The sequence below is a fragment of the Rhizobium sp. PRIMUS64 genome (assembly GCF_023006465.1).
Classification (GTDB): domain Bacteria; phylum Pseudomonadota; class Alphaproteobacteria; order Rhizobiales; family Rhizobiaceae; genus Rhizobium; species Rhizobium leguminosarum.
Genome location: NZ_JALBGX010000121.1, coordinates 1 through 19,976 on the forward strand (window position 1 = coordinate 1; position 19,976 = coordinate 19,976).

16 protein-coding genes and 6 pseudogenes are annotated in these 19,976 nt (G+C 54.8%); 12 read left to right on the plus strand and 10 right to left on the minus strand.

From position 1 onward, the window contains the following. Positions 1–273: pseudogene (locus tag MOV76_RS31115) on the minus strand (helix-turn-helix domain-containing protein); the annotation flags it as partial. A gap of 231 nt (positions 274–504) precedes the next feature. Here MOV76_RS31115 and MOV76_RS31120 point away from each other — a divergent pair. Continuing rightward, positions 505–963 (plus strand): annotated as a pseudogene (locus tag MOV76_RS31120) (GDP-mannose 4,6-dehydratase). Between the two features lie 410 nt (positions 964–1,373). Here the strand turns inward: MOV76_RS31120 and nodA are convergent. Next, complete coding sequence (nodA, locus tag MOV76_RS31125; protein ID WP_004679687.1) at positions 1,374–1,961, minus strand: nodulation N-acyltransferase NodA; 588 nt, start codon at positions 1,959–1,961, stop codon at positions 1,374–1,376. Between the two features lie 937 nt (positions 1,962–2,898). Between nodA and MOV76_RS31135 the strand changes: the two genes are divergently transcribed. The 3 genes and pseudogenes from MOV76_RS31135 (at position 2,899) to MOV76_RS31145 (ending at position 7,022) form a co-directional block, all read left to right on the plus strand. Continuing rightward, positions 2,899–3,813, plus strand: a complete 915-nt coding sequence (locus MOV76_RS31135) for a hypothetical protein (RefSeq protein ID WP_010034735.1) — start codon at positions 2,899–2,901, stop codon at positions 3,811–3,813. A gap of 261 nt (positions 3,814–4,074) precedes the next feature. Then, positions 4,075–5,265, plus strand: a pseudogene (locus tag MOV76_RS31140) (IS3 family transposase). Between the two features lie 167 nt (positions 5,266–5,432). Then, positions 5,433–7,022 (plus strand): class I tRNA ligase family protein, encoded by a 1,590-nt coding sequence (locus MOV76_RS31145; RefSeq protein ID WP_092755088.1) that lies wholly within the window; start codon positions 5,433–5,435, stop codon positions 7,020–7,022. A gap of 111 nt (positions 7,023–7,133) precedes the next feature. Here the strand turns inward: MOV76_RS31145 and MOV76_RS31150 are convergent. Beyond that, a pseudogene (locus MOV76_RS31150) lies at positions 7,134–7,300 on the minus strand (IS3 family transposase); the annotation flags it as partial. Positions 7,301–7,687: 387 nt separating this feature from the next. Between MOV76_RS31150 and nodD2 the strand changes: the two are divergent. Beyond that, positions 7,688–8,644 carry a transcriptional regulator NodD2 gene (gene nodD2 / locus MOV76_RS31155; RefSeq protein WP_004677768.1) on the plus strand — a complete coding sequence of 319 codons (957 nt, stop codon included), beginning with the start codon at positions 7,688–7,690 and terminating at the stop codon, positions 8,642–8,644. Here nodD2 and MOV76_RS31160 read toward each other — a convergent pair. Beyond that, positions 8,624–8,992, minus strand: coding sequence for a hypothetical protein (locus MOV76_RS31160; RefSeq protein ID WP_092755094.1), 369 nt, complete (start codon positions 8,990–8,992; stop codon positions 8,624–8,626). The genes nodD2 and MOV76_RS31160 overlap by 21 nt on opposite strands. Before the next feature lie 44 nt (positions 8,993–9,036). Between MOV76_RS31160 and tnpA the strand changes: the two genes are divergently transcribed. From tnpA to MOV76_RS31175, 3 genes are all read left to right on the plus strand, one after another. Then, on the plus strand, positions 9,037–9,423 hold the full coding sequence (gene tnpA, locus MOV76_RS31165; RefSeq protein WP_011053358.1) for an IS66-like element accessory protein TnpA: 387 nt from the start codon (positions 9,037–9,039) through the stop codon (positions 9,421–9,423). Next, complete coding sequence (tnpB, locus tag MOV76_RS31170; protein ID WP_011053359.1) at positions 9,420–9,773, plus strand: IS66 family insertion sequence element accessory protein TnpB; 354 nt, start codon at positions 9,420–9,422, stop codon at positions 9,771–9,773. The genes tnpA and tnpB overlap by 4 nt, the downstream gene beginning before the upstream one ends. Before the next feature lie 68 nt (positions 9,774–9,841). Next, entirely contained in the window at positions 9,842–11,374 is a 1,533-nt protein-coding gene (locus tag MOV76_RS31175; RefSeq protein WP_011053360.1) for an IS66-like element ISRel8 family transposase, read from the plus strand. A gap of 81 nt (positions 11,375–11,455) precedes the next feature. Here MOV76_RS31175 and MOV76_RS31180 read toward each other — a convergent pair whose 3' ends face one another. From MOV76_RS31180 to MOV76_RS31190, 3 genes are all read right to left on the minus strand, one after another. Continuing rightward, on the minus strand, positions 11,456–12,040 hold the full coding sequence (locus MOV76_RS31180; protein WP_042120096.1) for a hypothetical protein: 585 nt from the start codon (positions 12,038–12,040) through the stop codon (positions 11,456–11,458). 246 nt (positions 12,041–12,286) lie between these two features. Then, the gene (gene nodD3, locus MOV76_RS31185; RefSeq protein WP_004677763.1) at positions 12,287–13,195 is read right to left on the minus strand and encodes a transcriptional regulator NodD3; all 909 of its coding nucleotides are present in this window, start codon (positions 13,193–13,195) and stop codon (positions 12,287–12,289) included. Positions 13,196–13,346: 151 nt separating this feature from the next. After that, positions 13,347–14,372 (minus strand): LLM class flavin-dependent oxidoreductase, encoded by a 1,026-nt coding sequence (locus tag MOV76_RS31190; RefSeq protein WP_011053483.1) that lies wholly within the window; start codon positions 14,370–14,372, stop codon positions 13,347–13,349. Positions 14,373–15,272: 900 nt separating this feature from the next. On the opposite strand from MOV76_RS31190, the pseudogene MOV76_RS31195 reads away from it, so the two are divergent. Continuing rightward, positions 15,273–15,533 (plus strand): annotated as a pseudogene (locus MOV76_RS31195) (transposase); the annotation flags it as partial. Between the two features lie 19 nt (positions 15,534–15,552). Here the strand turns inward: MOV76_RS31195 and MOV76_RS31200 are convergent. Continuing rightward, a protein-coding gene (locus MOV76_RS31200; protein ID WP_092755085.1) for an IS5-like element ISRel13 family transposase occupies positions 15,553–16,313 on the minus strand; the annotation gives its coding sequence in 2 pieces (ribosomal slippage) (positions 15,553–15,986 and positions 15,986–16,313; 762 coding nt in all). Between the two features lie 100 nt (positions 16,314–16,413). Between MOV76_RS31200 and MOV76_RS31205 the strand changes: the two are divergent. Continuing rightward, a pseudogene (locus tag MOV76_RS31205) lies at positions 16,414–16,863 on the plus strand (IS3 family transposase); the annotation flags it as partial. Positions 16,864–17,018: 155 nt separating this feature from the next. Here MOV76_RS31205 and MOV76_RS31210 read toward each other — a convergent pair. Both MOV76_RS31210 and MOV76_RS31215 read right to left on the minus strand, forming a co-directional pair. Continuing rightward, positions 17,019–17,540: an aminoacyl-tRNA deacylase gene (locus tag MOV76_RS31210; RefSeq protein ID WP_004677747.1), complete on the minus strand. Its 522-nt coding sequence runs from the start codon at positions 17,538–17,540 to the stop codon at positions 17,019–17,021. 85 nt (positions 17,541–17,625) lie between these two features. Further along, positions 17,626–18,321, minus strand: coding sequence for a DUF6875 domain-containing protein (locus MOV76_RS31215; protein WP_004677746.1), 696 nt, complete (start codon positions 18,319–18,321; stop codon positions 17,626–17,628). Between the two features lie 354 nt (positions 18,322–18,675). Here MOV76_RS31215 and MOV76_RS31220 point away from each other — a divergent pair, with 354 nt between their 5' ends. Next, positions 18,676–19,218, plus strand: coding sequence for a hypothetical protein (locus tag MOV76_RS31220; protein WP_011053486.1), 543 nt, complete (start codon positions 18,676–18,678; stop codon positions 19,216–19,218). 565 nt (positions 19,219–19,783) lie between these two features. Beyond that, positions 19,784–19,976, plus strand: a 193-nt coding sequence (locus MOV76_RS31225; RefSeq protein WP_247265961.1) for a hypothetical protein, incomplete at its 3' end; no start/stop codon positions are given.

A 19,976-nucleotide genomic window follows, 5' to 3' on the forward strand; every position in this document is an offset into this window, starting at 1 on the left:
GCTCGACGGACAAGCGCTCAACCATCTCATCGAGCGTCACATCCCTACGCTCGTTGATCAACGCGACAACGAATTCCTCGTGTGCATCCACTGCCGAAGGTCGTCTCCAGCTCTGTGGCAGAGCAGTTAACTCACCCTCTTTCGCTCTTCAATCCAGCGGATCGCCGTCGAAATCCCAACTCCGAAACGAGCCGCAGCCTGTCGAGCCGACATGCCCGCCGCAGACGCTTTCAAAACCCGTATTAGGAGATCATCGCTCAGGGCCTGTCCCATCATCCACTTCTCCGCTGTGGATGTTGAATCAGCTTCGGTCGCTCTCGTCACCTCACAATCGATTCATCAATCGCAGGACATGTCTAGGTCGACCGCGCGCCAGCGCGACCGCGACCATCAGCAGGACAAAGAGCTTTGAAAACAGGAGACAATCGCACATCCCTGTAGCCAAGAGAGAAATGGCGTATCGCACGGGAGACGCTGCGAGCGCCCAGGTGATAGAGCTTCGCCTTGTGGCTGAACAAGCCAACTTCGATCGCGCAGGCCCGCCGCGCCCGACAGCTGGCCAAAAACAGCGCCAGGAGCTACGACTGGGGCCACGCACGTGAGTATGTCGAGGGCATGTCGCGCATGCTGCAGCAGGACAAACCGGATGGCCACGTCTTGGCGACCGGCGAGACGACGAGTGTCGGCCAATTTCTCGAGCGGGCTTTTGCCGACGTGAACATTACTTTGGAATGGAAGGCGTCCGGCGTCGACTGGCTACGACTCCGCGTCCGGTGCCTGCCTTGTTGAAGTCGATCCTCGATACCTCCGCCCGACGGAAGTTGATCTTCTGCCGGTGATCCGACCAAGGCCCGCCAGAAGCTGGGCTGGCAACACAAGGCCCCGGTTCAGGAGCTCGTCGCCGAGATGGTGCGCGAGGATGTCAAGCACTGGAAGGCCCTGAACAGCCGGGAAGAGCTCTGAGTGTACGACTTGTCCAACAAGAAGATCTGGGTTGTCGGCCATCGCAGTATGGTCGGCAGTGCGCTTGTGCGCAGGCTCCGATGCCGTGCTCTGCGGCAGTGGCGTCAGTTAGCGGGTCGAACGAGGAGCGCGGATCGTGAACCCGCGAGCGCGCAAAAATACGGCATTAGCCGATGATGTTCATACTTCCACCAGGTGCCCGGATTGCGGTACCGAGGCTTCGGGGCATATGTTCCTGATGGTCCTGCTTGTCTCGAATATCTCACGCTTGACGTCTAAGCGTTCGCAGATCGAAAGGTGCGGGATGTGTCATCGTGTGGGTCGGTCCGTCATCGAGGGTTAAATAGACGCACCGATCACTGGGCCGCCACCGTCTCTTCGGATAACTTCAGCTATGGGACCATGCTCTTTCATAGCTCAGGGCCATTCCGCTCGATCAAGGTCCCCGATGGCCAATCACTCATTGAGCATCCTATTGGGAATACTACCAAAATTACGTTTTCACAGCGCGTCGGCGGGAGGTTGAGATAAACATCGGCAAGGGTGGATCGCACGCGTACCCCTTCCAAAACCGTCGCAAGACCATTTCGGCAGAGCCTGAGAACAAGGTTGCGCAACGCCTGCCGAACACCGCCGAACGCAAACCGAACGCCAAGTTGCTGCAGCACTGGGTAAACAATGCGCATCGAATTAATGCCGTACCCCTCAAGATCTGGACGCACGCCCCACAATCCAAGCTCGCATACGAGTAGATCGACCTCGCCAACCCGAACGAAACGACGCAACAACCCCATGTGAGCGGCCACACCGTGCGCATCATAGCCTATTACGCGAAGCTCGGGCCTAGCTCCTGACCAACTACGAGCACCTTCGAATGGAAGGGCGTTGTAAGCTCCAGTTGGCCCATAGGTCTTCCGAAAGAAATCTGCGAGCTCCGTGTGGTCAGAGAGCTCCAACTCGTTTTCCCAGCACACTTTCCACCGCACCTGAGGGCTCATACCTAAACCTCCACTTAATACTCTGTCCAGGCGTCGACAGAGCAACTACTTGATACGCACTCGTTGGGGCGCTTCTAATGGCACTGGTATAAGCTGGTGAAATCATTTGTTTGGATGGAACTCATCCGTCCAATGGATGCGTTCCAATCAATCGGCCTGCCATCGGCTGCCGACGCCAGATGAAGCGGCCGGGCTCCAACTTCTTCGTGAACATGCCGCCTTGTCCATCATGCTGGATCATCTTGATCAGGCATCCAGGACATTGAACTGAAAAGTTGACCATGACTGAGAGGCTCGCTACTCAGGCAGAAGCAAGCCAAAGACGTTTTCGGCGATAATCAGGCAAATTGTCGAGATCACATTAGAACCATCGGCGGAACCGGGCTGGTCTATCCCGGCGTCGAAAGTCGTCGAACGACCCGACCTGGCGGAGGGGTTTTTTCGGAATGTTCGGTTTGCGACAGTCTGATTCCACACAAAATGGGACGCGGCGATAGGCAGCAGCATTCTCCTGTTGAATCTGAAAGGGGTTCCCCTCGCAAAACGCCCTGGTTCGCTTTGGCTATCGCAGCCCATGGACCGGCACGCTGGGTATCGGCGAAGATTGCCAGAGGACATACTTGCCTGGCGATCCCGACCTCGGGAGAAGATGATGGGTACAGGAATGGATTCGCAGATCAGTGCGTTTCCGGTGCAAGCTTTTAGGACCCCGGACACAGCAAACGCCTCCCAGGACTGGCGAGGCGGCCGCGAGATCGCAATTTTCTCCTAGATAACGGTATGAGGTGATCGTCATACCCTGGTCACCGGATGCCGATCGTCACGCACATGGTCTGGTACAGAGCCGGCGGCGCCGATGAGCCCCCGAGGAAATACTTAGTGACTGGCACGGTTGTTGCGTCGTCTCACGAAAGACAGCCGTTAACGAGAGGTCACGATGATGGATGTATGCTCGATGGGGATGGTGTTGTGCGGTGGGTACCTTCTTGCTGCATCCGCAGGCAGACTCGGCGGCGCTGAGAATGTCTTATCTGACTCGCCTTTGTCCGCGGCTGATGTATCGAGTTTCGAGACTTTCATAGTTCGCAGCCCACCGACATCACTCAATCTGGATCCCTTTTATGCCAAATATGCTGACGCAGCGGGCATACCTATTATTTCGTCAAACAAGGTTCCAGACACGGCACTATTGATCTCACGTGACATTGTCCTCTACATGTTGTCAGAACGCCGTGATGTCCGCGATGCTTTAATCCAGGCTGGAGCGCGGGTGGGCGTCATGGCAATTGACGAGACGACGACTGATATTCCCGAGCAGCGGGATTGGAAGAAGCCTCTTCCCGATGATCCACGTCTCACCCCTGACGAGCGGCGGGATTACGCCAACACGATCGGCAAGATGACTGCCCGAGACTACTGGGCACAAAGGGCGCGCGGCATGGGCGGGCTCTACACGACGGGAGCTGTGGAGAATTTGATGGGCGTGCCGGGCACGCGGTATTACGGCGGGAACATTCTTGTTCACGAATTCTCACATAATATTTTCAACGCGCTGCGCACGGTAGATCCTGATCTCGTTGCACGAGTTGAACGTGCCTATTCGCACGCCTACGAGAAAGGCCTCTGGGCGTGTTCCTATATGGAGAACAACGTCGATGAGTATTGGGCCGAGGGCACGCGATTTTGGTTCAATACGAACTTGGCTTACAGCCGAGGCAATCTCACCATTGCCACATCAGAAGATTTCGAGGCTCACGATCCAAGCCTCTATAATATCATGGCCGAAGTCTACCGCCATGACCACCACATTCTGGCGGATGTCTATTACCGGCATTCGGCGAAGTCGCAGTAATGTCCTTTGGTATTGACTGCCGGCCTCATGCTGCAATCCCGCTGGAGACCCGAACTATCGCTGATCGTCCGTAATTTGTCAGAGCCAGCCATAAATTTGAGTTTCCGTTCAATTGAAGCGCCCATGTTGTTCCCACGGGTGCATACCAAGTACTTCGTGGCCGCTGGAATTGGCTCCTTGTGCAACATCGAGACCAAATGACCTGCCACTGCGAATTTCCTCCAGAATGGATTAGAGTCCGGCCCATTAAAGGACGGATGAATGAAGAAGCAGAGATTTACGGAAGAGCAGATTATTGCGGTGCTGAAGGAGCAGGAGGCTGGCGCGAAGGTGGCCGACCTCTGCCGCAAGCACGGAATTTCAGAAGCAACATTTTATAATTGGAAAGCCAAATACGGCGGCATGGAAGTCTCCGAGGCGAAGCGGCTGAAGGCGCTTGAAGACGAGAACGCGAGACTGAAGAAGCTGCTGGCCGAACAGATGCTGGATGCAGCCGCACTTCGCGAGCTTCTTGCAAAAAAATGGTAGGGCCTGCCGCCAAACGCGACGCCGTCGCGCATCTGAAGACCGTCATGGGTCTTTCGGAACGGCGGGCCTGCCAGATTATATCTGCGGATCGGAAGATGGTGCGATATCGGTCCTGCCGACCGCCGGAGGTAGAATTGCGAGCGAAGCTGCGCGACCTCGCCAATGAGCGACGGCGTTTCGGCTACCGGCGACTGTTCGTCCTGCTTCGGCGGGACGGAGAGCCGTCCGGCGTCAATCGCATCTACCGGCTCTATCGCGAGGAAGGTCTTTCCGTTCGCAAGCGGAAAGCCAGACGCCGTGCTGTCCGCACGCGTGCTCCGATTTCTGGTCGAGGCGAAGGCCAATGCCCGCTGGTCGCTAGACTTCGTGCACGACCAGTTCGCTTGCGGAAGGAGGTTTCGCGTGCTCAACATCGTCGATGACGTAACGCGCGAATGCCTGGCGGCGATCCCGGACACATCCATCTCCGGTCGACGTGTCGCCCGAGAACTGACGACGCTGATCGAACGACGCGGCAAGCCAGGAATGATTGTCTCCGACAACGGCACCGAACTAACGTCGAATGCCATCCTTGCCTGGTCGAAGGATCACAAGGTCGAGTGGCACTACATCGCGCCGGGAAAGCCGATGCAGAACGGCTATGTCGAGAGTTTCAACGGTCGGATGCGCGACGAGTTACTCAATGAAAGCCTGTTCTTCGGCCTCGATCATGCCCGCAGCGCCATTGCTGAATGGGCGGACGATTACAACCATTTCCGGCCGCACTCATCGCTTGGATACAAAACCCCGGCAGACTTTGCCGGGACCATCGCCGCAACCGGCTCCAACGCTGCGCAAGATGAAAGCTTCGCGTTTCCGCCGGTTGCTCACACCGCGCCACTTGGCGTACTCAAAACCGCCGGGGCTCTAGTCGCTGCTGGGTGAAAGTACCGTGGCAGGTCACTCGGGCAGCGGCGTGTTTCAATCCGATGGAGAAACCTCCGCAGTCAGTGGGGACACGATGGTCTATATAGCGCCGCACCAAAAACACGCGATCAAAAATAGCAGCCCTCAAACCAGCTTAAAGTTCCTTTCGATATGGTGGGATTGAATTGAGAGCAAACCAACATACTTTTTTTGCCTGCTCGGCGCCGCCGTGCCCGAACGGCAAGCTGCATCTTGGGCATATAGGTGGCGTGTACCTTCTCGCCGACGTGTTCGTACGCTACCACCGCATGGTAGGCAACGCGGCCTATCACGTGACAGGTGCGGACGAACATGGCACTTACACGCTGGTGAAAGCCCGAAAGCTTGGCAGGCCGGTTGATGACGTCGCACACATGCACATTGAAGAAATTCTGCAGTGTCTGCGGTCAGTTGATATTGAACCGGACGTATTTGTAAGGACTTCAAGCGAAGACCACAAAGACCGCAGCTTGGCGATCTACGACCAACTAAGAGCGTCCGGCTACGTTGAGCTGCGCGACGGAGAGCAACTGTATTGCGGGACGTGCGAAGAGTTCGCCGCAGACTCACTCGCGGTCGGAGAGTGTCCAGCTTGTAACGCGCCAACAGATAGTAACCTTTGCGAAGATTGCGGCTCGGCGCTGCAACACAATCTACTACGCAACCCGATTCACACGACATGCGGCCAGAGCCTTATCTTGCGCCCGATTCGACAGGTTCATTTTGAGCTTGAAAAATTTGCTCCGGGGCTCGATCACGCCATTGAGGCGAGCGGATGGCCGGAATCCATAAAGCGCAAAGAACTTGACTGGCTACGGTCAAAACTGATGGCATTGCCGATGTCGCGGCATTTCGACCGTGGTGTGACTTTGAACTCCCCGGTGGAGGTGGCAGGCCAAACTTTAATGACTTGGTTTGAAGGATTGTGGTGCTATGAGACAGGAATCGAACGCCTCTGCAAGCAAAATGGCGCAGATCTCGATGACACTATGCGCAACGCGAGCACGAGACTCGTATTCTTCATGGGTCAGGATAACCGGTTTTATTACACGATCGGCGTTACTGCTAGTTTGTTCTCGCGCGGTTATGCGATTCCATACAACCATGCAATTCAGGACTTTTATAAGCTCGAAGGCGCGAAATTTTCTACTAGCCGTGACCACGCTGTGTGGGCTGACGAGGTGGCAGCAGATATCGACACGAACGTGCTGCGCTACTATTTGGCTAGCATCGCCAAGCCATTTGGCGCAAACGACAACGATTTTCTGATCGAGGGGCTGCTTCAGACCGCGGCTAGAATTCGTGCTTTCGAAACGGCTTTGCGCAAGTACGCCGGATGTAACGAGACGCTGACGGCCGACAAGCTGACAGTCGAGCAGAACCACAATGTTAAACGATATTCCGAAGCGGTGCAGGACTTGCGCGTCTGGGATGCCATGGACGCCATAGACGCCTTTTTCGACGTTGCGTCTTTTTCAAGGGCAGATACCTCAGTCAGCGCAGCGGAAGTTTCCGTATTTCTAAGCCTTCTTAATCCTGTGACCCCGATGCTTGCGGCGCGGTATGGTGCTTTCTTTTTCGGAGCCGGATGGCGGCCGGGGCTCGATGGCGGCACTATCCGGCCAAGCACCGGCTTACGCAAACCGGTTGATTTCCCATTGTTTAGCGACCCGATTCCGGAAGCCTTCATAGAGGCTTATGAAAGACGATTGAGGCAAGTCCGGCCGAATTCTTAGCTTTTAATGACGGCAACCGCTTTGACGATCCCGAGGCGAGTAACGCGGACGCCGACCGGATGACGGCATCTCGATAGCGGAGAACGCAAGGCGGCAGTCGGGCGACCTACTTCGTTCCGAAAGGCCCACGACGGCTTTCTGGCGTGCGACGGCGTCGCGCTTGGCGGCGGGCCTTTCTATTTTTTAAGGAGCTCGGGAAGTGGGGCCGTATCCAGGATCTGCTCGGCGAGCAGTCTCTTCAGTGTGGCGTTCTCTTCCTCAAGCGCCTTCAGGCGCGTTGATCTTTTCATCACAAATTACTGGCACGCCACCAATATCTTGAACATGCTTCCAAACAGAAGGAGCCCGCCAGTCGATAGCCAGCGTACGGCAAAGCCTCTCCGGTATCGCGATATGATGAACCTACTTCCGCCCATCCGTTCACTAGCATTTCATGTCGCTCGGTGACGCCGCTCCACATCGCCTATTGCTAAGGTGCCATTCGATATTTAAAGTGGATTACCTGCAACTATAACGTCTATCGTAACTATGCGGCCTACTTAATTGATCACCAAACTAACCTAAGCCTTTTTGACGAACCTTCATTGGATCTATGCTGGAAGGTTCTGTACTGGAAAAATCGATTGTTTGGATATAAAATATCCGTTGTTTGGATGTGACTAAAGATGCGTTTCAAGGGCCTTGATCTAAACCTGCTCGTTGCATTGGATGCGCTCACGACCGAGCGCAACCTAACGGCTGCCGCACGTAGTATCAATCTAAGTCAACCAGCAATGAGTGCCGCCATTGGTAGGCTTCGGGACTATTTCCGCGACGAATTGTTTACAATGAATGGTCGAGAACTTCGGCTGACGCCCCGTGCCGAAGGACTTGCCTCGGCAGTGCGTGAAACTCTCTTGCAGGTACAATGCTCAATCATCTCTTGGGAGCCGTTTAACCCGTCGAAGTCTGACAGATGCTTTAGAATAGTTCTGTCCGATTTCATGATGCTGATATACTTCAATAAAATCATTGAGCGAGTTGCTCGAGAAGCGCCCGCAGTCAGCTTTGAGTTGCTGCCTTTGGATAGTGATCCGTACGAGATGCTTAGCCGCGGTGACGTCGACTTCCTCATCGTGCCTGAATTTTTTCTCTCGGGAGCACACCCGAGCGCAAAACTGTTCACAGAGAAGTTTGTATGTGTAGCCTGTTCGACAAATGTGGACCTACCTTCAGCGCTGACGATCGAGCAATATGTCTCCACGGGACACGTCGCTGCCGCGTTTGGGCGCTTTTTGAAGCCATCGGTCGAGGGCTGGTTCTTGCTCGAGAATGGTATTCAGAGGCGGGTGGAGGTCGTCGTGCAAGGGTTTAGCTTAATACCACCAGTCCTGCGTGGCACGAACCGCATAGCTAACCTACCGCTTCGCTTAGTCGAGCATTACGAAAGTACTTTCCCTTTGCGGATCATCAACCTTCCGTTACCGCTCCCCGTCTTCACAGAAGCTGTTCAATGGCCAGCGCTCCATAATGCCGATCCAGGGAGCATCTGGTTCAGGGAGATATTGGTTGAGGAAGCTTCCCGTATGATGTCCTCCAACGCACCTAAAATACATGGGTTGCTACAACAATCCGGTTCCTGACCAAGGTTCCTGCTTGAGTAAGATCCGCCCGAGCCCGAATAAGTTCAACAGCCACCAAAGAGGCTTTTCAAAGGTATCCATCCGGGGAAGGCCGCTGACCTTGCCCCCAAGTTTTATCCAGTTTTGAGTTCGCTCCGACGGTTTTAGGTTGCTGTATTTGCGGCGGTAGCGGCGGGTTGCGGTGCGGAGCAATTGTGGTCCCCCAGCACCCTTCGATTTGCCGCCGAAGGTGCTAGACAGCACGTCGCGCAATCGTCCGAAGGGCGGCCGATCGGCGACGGGCGTAGCGCTCAGCTTCGTCGATAAAATGTAACCGGTGCTCCGCTCCCACGTTGTCTTTCCTGCCATGATCTGTGATCGCCTTTCCATGGACGAGCAACGGGAGTTTCTCCATGGAGACTACATTGGAGGTTCTCACAACCAGGAAGTCTGGACGTGAGGTTCACCGGCATTGGCCGGATGACGTGAAGGCGCAGATCGTTTCGGAGAGCCTTCGGCCCGGCGCGATGGTAAGTGAGGTCGCAGAGCGGCATGGGTTGAAGCCGAACCACCTCTCCACTTGGAGAACGATGGCGCGGCAGGGTAAGTTGCTTCTGCCCGCACCCGAAGACCCGATGGAGTTTGCAGCGGTAATCGTTGATCCGCCCGTTTCGGAGCCGCCGATCAAGAAAGCCAGTCGCGCCGAGATCATCGTCGGTTCCGTCACCATTCGTCTGGAAGAAGGTGCGTCTGCCGCTCGGATCGCCGCTGTCGCGCGTGCCTGTGCGGCTCCCGCATGATCTTTCCATCCAACCGCGTGCGGATCATGGTGGCGACCAAGCCAGTCGACTTTCGCAAAGGCCATGATGGCTTGGCGGCACTGGTCAAGAACGAGCTACACAAAGACCCATTCACTGGAACTGTCTTCGTATTCCGGTCGCGCAAAGCAGATCGGTTAAAGCTGATCTACTGGGACGGCAGCGGTCTGGTGATGGCATACAAGCGGCTGGAGGAACACACGTTCACTTGGCCGGGCATCAAGGATGGCCTGATGACACTGGGCCATGCTCAGTTCGAGGCGCTGTTTGCAGGGCTCGACTGGCGTCGGGTCCGTGCGGTAGAAGCGAGAGCACCGGACGCCATCGAATAGATGCGGCACGATGACTCGGTCGGCAAATTCCGACGGCGAAGCGCCGCTGGTTTTGATAGGCTTCCACCATGTTGGACACCGCCGATTTCCCTGACGATATCGATGCCCTGAAGACGATGCTGATCGCGGCGCAAGCGCGTGAAGTTCGTAAGGATGAGCGGATCGAGCGACTGGAGAAGCTTGTCGCCGCATTCAAGCAGGCTGCCTTCGGTCGCAAATCCGAGAAGGCTGATCCTGAGCAGTTCGATCTCGCGCTGGAAGACCTGGAAACGACCATCGCTGCCATCCATGCCGAAGACGAGGCCGATACATCCTCGGGCAAGCAGCGATCCAAATCCCGCGCCGTCAATCGCGGCTCTCTTCTCGCCCATCTTCCTCGTATCGAAGAGATAATTGAACCGGAAAGCCTGATCTGCGCTTGCGGCGGTTGCCTGCATCGCATCGGAGAGGACGTGTCTGAGCGGCTGGATGTTATCCCGGCGCAGTTCCGCGTCATCGTCACTCGCCGACCCAAATATGCCTGCCGTGCCTGTACTGATGGCGTTGCCCAGGCTCCAGCGCCCGCACGACTGATCCAAGCCGGATTGCCGACAGAGGCAACCATCGCGCATGTGCTGGTGTCCAAATACGCCGACCATCTGCCGCTTTATCGACAGGCCCAGATTATGAGCCGCCAAGGCATCGATCTCGACCGTTCCACTCTGGCCGATTGGGTTGGTCGGGCGGCATTCGAGTTGCGCCCGGTCTTCGACGCTTTGATCGCCGATCTAAAGCGCTCGACAAAACTGTTCATGGACGAAACCCGTGCGCCGGTCCTCGATCCAGGCTCTCGCAAAACCAAGACCGGATACTTCTGGGCGCTGGCCCGCGACGACCGACCATGGAGCGGCGGGGCTCCACCCGGAGTGGCTTTCACCTACGCTCCCGGTCGTGGCGGCCAACATGCCGAACGGATATTGCGGGGGTTCACGGGCGTTCTCCAAGTGGACGGCTACGCCGGATATAATCGGCTGATCGCACCGGACCGTGTCGGCCCGGACATCCGGCTTGCCTATTGTTGGGCACATGCACGGCGCAAGCTGGTCGAGATCACTCGTACCGGCACAGCGCCGATTGCCGAGGAAGGCGTGGAGCGGATTGGTGAACTCTATCGGGTCGAGTCCGAGCTACGCGGGCTTCCCGCAGAAGCTCGCCTCGCCGGGCGACAGGAACGATCAGCGCCATTGATTGCGGACATGCGAACTTGGCTCACGCAGCATCGTGCCCGCGTCGCTGGCAAGTCGTCGCTTGGCGAGGCGCTCGCCTACATCGCCAAATATTGGGATGGCCTCTGCGTCTTCTTGACCGACGGTCGGATCGAGATCGACAACAATAGTATCGAGAGAACTATCCGGCCGATAGCGCTCAATCGGAAGAACGCTCTCTTCGCCGGGCACGACATGGGAGCACGGAATTGGGCAACCATCGCCTCGCTCATCGAGACGTGCAAGCTCAATGCCGTTGATCCACAAGCCTACCTCACCAGCACGCTCACCGCTATCGTAAACGGCCATAAGCAAAACCGGATCGATGAACTCCTGCCGTGGAATCATCCGGTTTAGTATGGTCAATCGCAAAATGACTGCAGCAATCAGACGCGAAGAGACATAGGAACCTTATCGTTCCGTCGGCTACGATTAACGCTATCTACGGGTTGATCTGATGTAAGCGGGAAGCCTAAATGCAAGTACGAATGCGGCTAGGTAAAATCCAAAGATGTGGATCATACTCTTCCAGATGTTCACCTCTATCGGCGACTCGAAGCTCATTCGATAACGCGAATAATGCTCAGTTGGACCGATATACGCCGACGCCAAGCTGGCAGCTAATATAATGATGAACGCTGTCATCATTCCCTGGACGTGGTAGCTGTCGGATGCAAACAGTTGCTTTACAAGAAACACGACGACGGCAGGAAGCATGACCACGCTGGCAAGGGATCGCATTGCGATCAACAGGCATTGATCAGACTGCGAATAACGACTTGTTTTTAAAGCAGATAGTATCGCGGTATTTGGGGGCCAAAACCGCAGCATAACCTGGTTATTGACAAACTCGCAGGATATTGACGGGTGGGCTCGAAAAATGAGAAACGCAAAGAATATCACGGCACCATAGGCTGCGATGGTGGCGCAAATGATGCCTAACTGTCGGCTTGCAATATTTTGATCTGCCTTAATCTTCTTGGCTACGTGATCGAAAATATCTTCGTTGACCTCGTCCTTCATCCAATAACCACTTCCGAAGTAACACTCGAGGTTGAGTAACACCGCAAATGTTGGAAGACAATGACATGGCTGTTGCGACCCCGCTCCAAGCCATCAAAAAACTGCTTCTTTGTCGAGGTGTGAGCGGCACATCGCTTACGATAAAATGGCCTGCGGGTCACTCACAGGTGGTGCCGTCTTCAGCTAATCGGCCGCGTCGCGGGTCGTCGCTCCCAATGCAGCCCAGCTTCCTAGGTTTCAGGATGGTCACGGCAATCGCGCTGCCTCCTGAACCATTATATCTCGCATCCAGATATTTGCCGGATCTTTGTCGTGAAGTACCGGCCATTGGACTGCCTCGGTGAATGTCGGCAGCGCTATCGGGGGCGCAGTCATCCGCAATGGTATCGTGTCCTCAAAAAGCCCAACTAGTCGTAACGGAACGGTTGCGATGCGATCGGTGCCCATTAGGGCGGCGGGGATCATGCTAAAGCTTGAAACAACGACTTCGACCCGCCTCTTGAGGCCATGCTCCTGCAAGAAGCAATCTTCTATGGTAGGCTGCTGCGTCCGACCGAACCTAACTACCGCGTGCCCCATTGAAGAATACTCCTCGGCAGTAAGGGCTTCCTCAAGTTGTTTGTTATTACTGCAGCCGACGCAAGTCAGTCGTTCCTGAAATAGATCTATCTTAGGGTGCGCGCTCGACATGAATAGCGGTGGGCTAATAAGGAAGTCTACGTCGCCGCGTCGCAAAAGCTCGTCTGGATTGTCAGTAAGAGGCAGCAAGTCAAAACTAATGCCGGGTGCTTCCCGCGCAAGACGCTCCAGTATCTTCTGAAAAAGAACAACTGTAACGAAATCGCATAAGCTTACTCGGAAATGACGATCTGATTGATCAGGAGTAAATTTATCCCAGGGTATGATATTGAGCCGAATATGCTGTAAAGCCTCACGAATCGCAGGCGCGAGGTCTTCCGCACGCGGAGTTGGAACGAACTCACGACCACGCATCGTAAATAGTTCATCGCGGAAATAGGAGCGGAGCCGGCGGACAGCTGCACTCATTGCGGGCTGGCTCAGATTAATGCTACGTGCCGCCGCAGTAAGGTTGCGCTCAATCATTAGTGCATCGAGCGCGACAAGGAGATTTAGATCGAGGCCCTTAAATCGCATATCTTTTAACTATCCAATAGTGCAGCCCATTCCACAATGGCTGTTCCTACGGCGATGGCTGAATTCGCCTTGACGCTCCTCAATCGATTTGAGGGCGCGGCCACAGAGACTTAATCTCTGTGATCGGAAAGCAACCTGAGGCCAGTCCAGATTAAGCCATAACTCCAGAGTGAACGCTCGTTGCAGTGTAATAGGAAGCCTCCAATGGCAAATCACCAAACGCCAGCTGGCAAAGAAGATAATTAGCACCTGCTTCCTCGACATGATCGAGAAGATCTTGCCTAACTGAAGCAGCAGTACCAACTACGCACAACTGACAGTCTACTGCTGCATCAAAATCCGGCGGGAGGTTCTGAGGAGTCTGTATCCCGTTAATCTCGTACAGAAACCTAAAGCTCCGAAGCCACCGTTGATAAGCCGGGGCCGCGAGCGAAATGGCATGCTTCGTCGTGCTGCCGGCCACCACCATTCGGACCAACCCAAGGAACGGCGCCCGTTTCCTGCCCCCGGCGGTACGTCTCTCGTGTGCTCGGTAGGCATCAGTGATCTGGCGAACAGCAGAAGCAGGGCCCCCGCAGGCAAGATTTGTATCGTTCTCAGCCGCCCAGCGCGCAACCTCAGGACGACTGGTTGTAATCCATCTCGGAGGCTGAGGACGTTGGTGTGGCCGCAACATCAACGGGACTTTGTCTAGTTCAAAGTGGTCGCCTTTGTAGGAAAGAGCCTGAGCTCCTTCCTTCATCGCTTGGATGACGATCTCGCTGGCTTCGAGATAGCGCGATGTCGCCACCTCCTCATCAATACCGAAAAAGCTCCATTCGATTGGTAAGGAGCCGCGCCCCATGCCCAACTCGAGCCTGCCACCGCTCAGATGATCCAGCATGCAAATTTCTTCAAACGCACGTAACGGATGATAAAGGTTCAACAGCATAACCAAAGGACCGAGACGAAGATGCTGCGTGCGCTGAGCTACGCTTGCTAGAAATAGATTCGGCGAAGGTCCTCTGCCGTGGGGAGTACAGTGGTGCTCTGCGACGTGATATCCATAAAAGCCAAGGCGATCGCAGACCTCTGCCAACTTCATCCGATCTTCATACTGGCGCCCAATCTCCCTTCCGTCTTCGTCCAAATGGTCGAAGATACCAACCATCAGCTTTGCGGGAAGAGAGTTTGTCATTTAAATGTCTCCAAGTTTGGCGGCGAATTTTCGGTGACCAAGACCGGAGGGTGGCCCCGATGTCTTTCGCCAGGAATCATCGAAAAGCTGCTGGTTCTAAAAAACGATGCTGACGCCGATGAGCTAATCATAATGCTCACGTTGAAATGACATTGAATCATTCGTATTCATGTATGACTTCGCGGTGGGTAACACCCCATCTCGCATACCCACAGCTCCGTTCACTTTTGAGAAGCCAAGGATTGGCAAGATCGGATAGTGGTTGTTCAGCTTTTGTGGCGACCCAAATGTGTTAAAGCTGGTATTCGGTTTAATGCGACGAGGCTCCTGCAGTAGGCGAAGAAAGGACCCAGAGCTATGTCTCGGCGCTTGATTGGCAGACGAGAGCGCCTTCTGCAGTTCCACGTTGGCCATGTTCGTCTCCATTTACCGGCCAGGTCTGTGACCTTGCCCTCGGCTGCTCTCGGTGGAGCAACATCATGGGGTCCCCAATTCATAATCGAGGTGTTTAATAACATCCCATGGCTTCGTAAAATTGATTGTTTGTATGGCATTGATCCACCAGGTGAATAACCAGGAATCTTCACCGTCAAAGGGTTGCTGATCGAACTAGCATACGGTCGACCCAGGCGAGATCACGGCCCCTTCCGAAGGTGGAAGGATCAGGAGCCAGTGCGGTTTTGGCCGCAGCGCAACAGCGCCGATACCAGAAATAGATGTGACGCAGTTGGCTTCCGCGTCTTTCGTGCACGCTGTTGTATGTCCTTAACATTCCCCATCTTAACTTCATAGGATCACAGGTTTTACGATAGGGAAATTGCTCTCAACCCTTCAAACTGGACCAATTTTGGTTAGAGTTTTCCGGTGCATTTTCCTGGCTGGGAAAAGGAACGGAACACGATGAAGGCATCGCAGTTTTCGGACGCTCAGAAGGCGTTCATTTTGAAGCAGGGTGATGAGGGCGTCTCGATCGCGGAGATTTGTCGCAAGGCGGGGATCAGTCAGACGACTTACTTCAACTGGAAGAAAAAGTACGCCGGCATGTTGCCGCCAGAGATGAAGAGGCGCAAGCAGCTTGAGGACGGGAATTCGCGATTGAAGAAGATCGTCGCGGATCTGACGTTGGACCGTGAGATGCTGCAGGACGCCATCCGCCGAAAGCTCTAGGTCGTGTGGACAGTTATCTGATCCATAGCATTGTCGCCGCGATAGTGACGACGGCGAGGTAGTTTTCGGCGGTTTTCTCGAAGCGCGTCGCGACCCTTCTGAACTGCTTGAGTTTAGAAAAGCAGCATTCGATCAGGTGTCGCTGAGCATAGAGATGTTTGTCGAGCGGGTATTTTCGCGCACGCGAAGGATTGTTGGGGATCACTGCCACGGCGCCCTTATCGGCGATGGCATTGCGCAGGTGATTGCTGTCATAGGCGGTATCGGCCATGATGATGTCGGCGGGTAGGCCCTCGATCAGGGCGTCGGCTTGCGGCGCATCGCCCTTCTGGCCTGCGGTCAATGTGAAGCGGACCGGGCAACCGAGACCCCGCACGGCCATGTGGATCTTGGTGCTCAATCCGCCGCGGGAGCGGCCAAGGGCTTGATCTTCAGCCCCTTTTTTGCGCCGGCAGCGTGCTGATGGGCGCGGATGATGGTGGAATCAACAATCAAGTACTCGAAGTCTGGATCGTCCGCCATCGCCTCGAATATGCGCCACCAGATGCCCTTCCGGCTCCAGCGGCTGAAACGACGGAAGACACTGTTCCACTCGCCGAACACTTCTGGCAGATCGCGCCAGGGCGAGCCCGTTCGCACAATCCAAAGCACCGCTTCCATAAACATGCGGTTGTCGCGGCCGGACGAACCGCGTGTGCGCTCGTCACCAATGATGTGGTGCGATATCCGCTCCCACTGCTCGTCCCGAAGGATCAGACGATCCAAAACACCCATGACTGCCTCCAAAAGACAGTCTTGAATCTGATTTGCTCAGCCTTGGGAATCCCAAGAGTCCACACCGCCTAAGGCCTGAGGGGTAGCGGGAGGTGGTGTCATGTGCCGCGATTGGGCGATCTCGATCCGGCGTGCCTGTGGCGCGTTGAACTTCGATCGGTCGACCGATCACTACATCTCTCGCCGCGCCGAGGCCGGTCTAGACCTGTAAGCGCGGGTGCGCTACGGCTATCGTCGCGTGCATGTGCTTTTGGAACGCGAGGGTTGGGGCACCAACATCAAGCGAACCTATCGCATTTACAGGGACTTGGGACTGCAGCTGCGGAATAAGACTCGGAAGCGCCGTGTTAAGGCGAAACTTCGCGAGGATCGGCAAATGGCTGTCGGACCAAATGACGTGTGGGCGATGGACTTCGTGCACGACCAGCTCGCAACCGGAAAGAAACTGCGGGTCCTGACGGTGGTCGCCACCTTCTCACGCTATGTTCCCGCGCTTGATCCGCCTCACAGCTATCGAGGTGAAGATGTCGTGCAGACGTTGGGACGGGTGTGACGATTTTCGTTATAGTGCGCACTATGAGTCCGATTACGCAACATACGTATTGAACCCTCATTCTCTAATCGAGGCGCCGTTACGTGGAACCGCATTTCCTTTCCCGAAGAAATAACCTACCTCACGGCATCTCTATGAAAGGTGACGAGGCGTTAGGTTTGACTGGCCCGTCCACGCGTCTGTAACGGCTGCCCGATCTTCCAAAGCATGCTTGTGTCGATCTCAAGCTCGACTCCAACCTTGCCCGCACCTGTGACTACGGTAGGATAAGAAAAAAGGGCGGTGTCGATCAGTACAGCGATCTTCTGGAGACCGAATGGTGATACGCTTCCTGACGGGTAGCCGAAGAGATCGAGTACCTGTTCTTTCTGAGCAAGCTCGGCTCGTTTCCATCCATACGTGCCAGCAACCGCTTTCATGTCAATCTTTGAAGGTGATGGCAGCAAAACGGCACAAAGGTGGCGCGCAGGATGAGACCGGCGCATCACATCGTTCGCTTTCTGCTCGGCAATAATCATCGTCTTTGCAACGCGCCCCACGGGAACGCCGATAGCAGAGGCTAAATCGGAAGGAGATGTAATAGGGGTGGCGAACTCACTATAGCGCCACAATCGTACCGTCGACGCTCCGATCTGGTGCAGTTCAGCAAGTACGTTCGGATGAACGTCCAACATAGTCGTTTCCTTCCGGTTCACCTGGTAGGACGATCGAGGATAGCTGTTTCAGCGACTGCGAGTACAGCCCTCTTGCGAGTAAGTTTCAGGCGGTTCGCTCCAAAAGCTGCCTAATGCGGCGGCGACCCTCGTTCCCAAAAATACTGAAGTAAGCCTCCAGGCACTTATCGCTATCGAGCATGAAAGGAGCATCATATTTGGTGATATGCCGAATAGCCAAGGCTGGAACCGTTGTGTCGAGCGGTCGAAACATCCTGTTGTGCAAACCGGGCTCCGGGCAACCTGGATAAAATTCACCGATCATGAAACCTTCCTGAATGAAGTCGGGCTTCAGCCGTTTTTGCAGTTGACCAATCCTGATGATCTCTCCTTCATCCTGTATTCCAGGAAGGGCAATGATAATGGCCTTATAGATCCAGTCGCCCGTTCGATCGTTGAAGGACTTTACGGGTTTCATCTGGCTGAAGACGGCGAGCATACGCGCCAAATCGTTTTCGATTTCGTCAACTGCAACAGCTTGCGACGCGGCAACCCGTAAAAGCCCCTTCGTCAGAGCCTCGGGAACGAAAGGGCAAACGCTCCCGTCCCGACCTAAATGAGGATGTGGATTGGAGAGGAATTCTGAGGCATACCGAGCAAATTTCTGAAGAGCTGCGTTTGCATACTCATCATAGGCGTTGTATCCCGCATCAATATTCTTTTCCAGAATTTCGCCCACTGTCATCAATGGACCAATCGTCCCGAAAGGTTGGCTGTAATCTTTCCAAATCTCTTTATTCATTTCGGATCCCTGGTTCGAAAAGCCACGTGCAAAACGGAAGGTCGGGCTCTTGCATGCCAGCTCGGGCGGCGGGCGAGCTGGTCGGGGGCCAATCAAGAGACCGACCTTCCATCGGAAGCGAAGCTCCCGAATTTTTGATAGCACTCGTAGTTACACTTGTGTAACTGTTTTTTTAAATGGATGTGAAAACAAGAGCGGGGGCTCGTGCACGATGAAGGTTAGTCTCACGACCGCCCGCAAATTCTTATATTCGTCGTAGTTATGAAGACATACATATGATAAATGTCGCCGCGATGGGATCCGGTAACAGGCTTTGGGTGAAAACAGAACGACCCATTGCGCAGAGGCGTGGCCGTGGCGAAGACAACACGAAGAAAAATATATACGCCAGAACAGATCGACGTCGGCGTAAAGCATAAGCTTGAGAAAATTGACTCGTTTTTGTCAGATCTCTTTAGCGAAAATTCCGAAGAAAAACTATTCCTGAGGAATATTCTTGGATTGATGCTTAAAGTATATCATATGGACGCCAATAACAAACCCATGACGAAGATGCAGGCGTGTCGCTATCTGCCTTTCAAAAACCAGACTGTTTGCCAAAAGTATGTCGAGGCAGCGCATTTGCGTGGGTTCATCGACATCACTCGGGATAAAACGGACAAACGGCGTCTGATTGTTGTTCCAAAGGAGCCGTTGGTTGTCTATGTCAATGAATATATAGCTGACTTCCTTGATGACTGCCGTAGAGCGATTGACAGTGCCGCTCAAGTAGCTACGCTTCCTGAGGAAGGGATGGCAACGGCAAGTTCTTCATCTATTGATAAATCGCCAGCGTCTTCTGGGGCACCTGTGGGTTCCTCTCAAAAGAGAGTCGATCGAAAAGCCAGGAAATTTTAGCGAGTTTTATTGTGGGAAAGCAAAAGTAAGAAGCCGGTCTCGCGCGCGTTTATCCTTTCATCAATCAAATGTTTCCTCCGTAAACAAGCTTCATCGAGGTAACCCGCTTCGCTTAACCGGCCTGACGGCCGGTGCAGGCGCTGCTAGGGGGAGCGGCTGTATCGTCGTTTCGGCCAAGAAACTGCGCGGGAAGTTCGGCGGCATGAGGTCTTTCCTCATTGTACAACACGACGACAGAACACCCACGGGACCGAGGTTCGCGAGCTTCTGTATCCGTGGCATCCCTGGTCCGGACGGCTTGTTCACGTGCATGAGGCGGTGTCTAAAGGGACGCATATTTTCCGCTGCAGCCTTTCTGGTTCTTCTTCTGGTCGACTTCTTGAGGTCCCGTCGTGGATGTTCGACCGATCAGTGAGTGGTTGTTGGCGCAGCCTGGCGGTCCCGCACGTCGATCTCGCAAGCCTGCATTCTTTGGCAAGATTGCTGAAGGACGCTGATGCCTCATCGCAATCTTCGGTAATGGGCGCAGCATTGGTCTCTCACGAAACGAGTCGGAGAGATGTTCATGCCTCGCCAGCCCATGACATGCCAGTTCGATCTGTTCTCGGCCCCGCAGCGGGGGAAGACGGCAGGGACGCCGCAATGGTCGGAGTTGCCGGAGGAGACCCGCCAAGCGTTGACGGTGCTCATCGTGCGGCTGTTCGTCGATCACGCAAAGTGCGGACATGCCTGCCAACAGAAGGAGGCCGGTCATGATG

Bases quoted from the DNA above. Each gene is read 5' to 3' on its own strand.
- nodA (WP_004679687.1), bottom strand. From the start codon at position 1,961: ATGAGCCCTCAGGTGCGGTGGAAAGTGTGCTGGGAAAACGAGTTGGAG.
- MOV76_RS31135 (WP_010034735.1), top strand. From the start codon at position 2,899: ATGATGGATGTATGCTCGATGGGGATGGTGTTGTGCGGTGGGTACCTT.
- nodD2 (WP_004677768.1), top strand. From the start codon at position 7,688: ATGCGTTTCAAGGGCCTTGATCTAAACCTGCTCGTTGCATTGGATGCG.
- MOV76_RS31160 (WP_092755094.1), bottom strand. From the start codon at position 8,992: ATGGCAGGAAAGACAACGTGGGAGCGGAGCACCGGTTACATTTTATCG.
- tnpA (WP_011053358.1), top strand. From the start codon at position 9,037: ATGGAGACTACATTGGAGGTTCTCACAACCAGGAAGTCTGGACGTGAG.
- tnpB (WP_011053359.1), top strand. From the start codon at position 9,420: ATGATCTTTCCATCCAACCGCGTGCGGATCATGGTGGCGACCAAGCCA.
- MOV76_RS31175 (WP_011053360.1), top strand. From the start codon at position 9,842: ATGTTGGACACCGCCGATTTCCCTGACGATATCGATGCCCTGAAGACG.
- MOV76_RS31180 (WP_042120096.1), bottom strand. From the start codon at position 12,040: ATGAAGGACGAGGTCAACGAAGATATTTTCGATCACGTAGCCAAGAAG.
- nodD3 (WP_004677763.1), bottom strand. From the start codon at position 13,195: ATGCGATTTAAGGGCCTCGATCTAAATCTCCTTGTCGCGCTCGATGCA.
- MOV76_RS31190 (WP_011053483.1), bottom strand. From the start codon at position 14,372: ATGACAAACTCTCTTCCCGCAAAGCTGATGGTTGGTATCTTCGACCAT.
- MOV76_RS31210 (WP_004677747.1), bottom strand. From the start codon at position 17,540: ATGTTGGACGTTCATCCGAACGTACTTGCTGAACTGCACCAGATCGGA.
- MOV76_RS31215 (WP_004677746.1), bottom strand. From the start codon at position 18,321: ATGAATAAAGAGATTTGGAAAGATTACAGCCAACCTTTCGGGACGATT.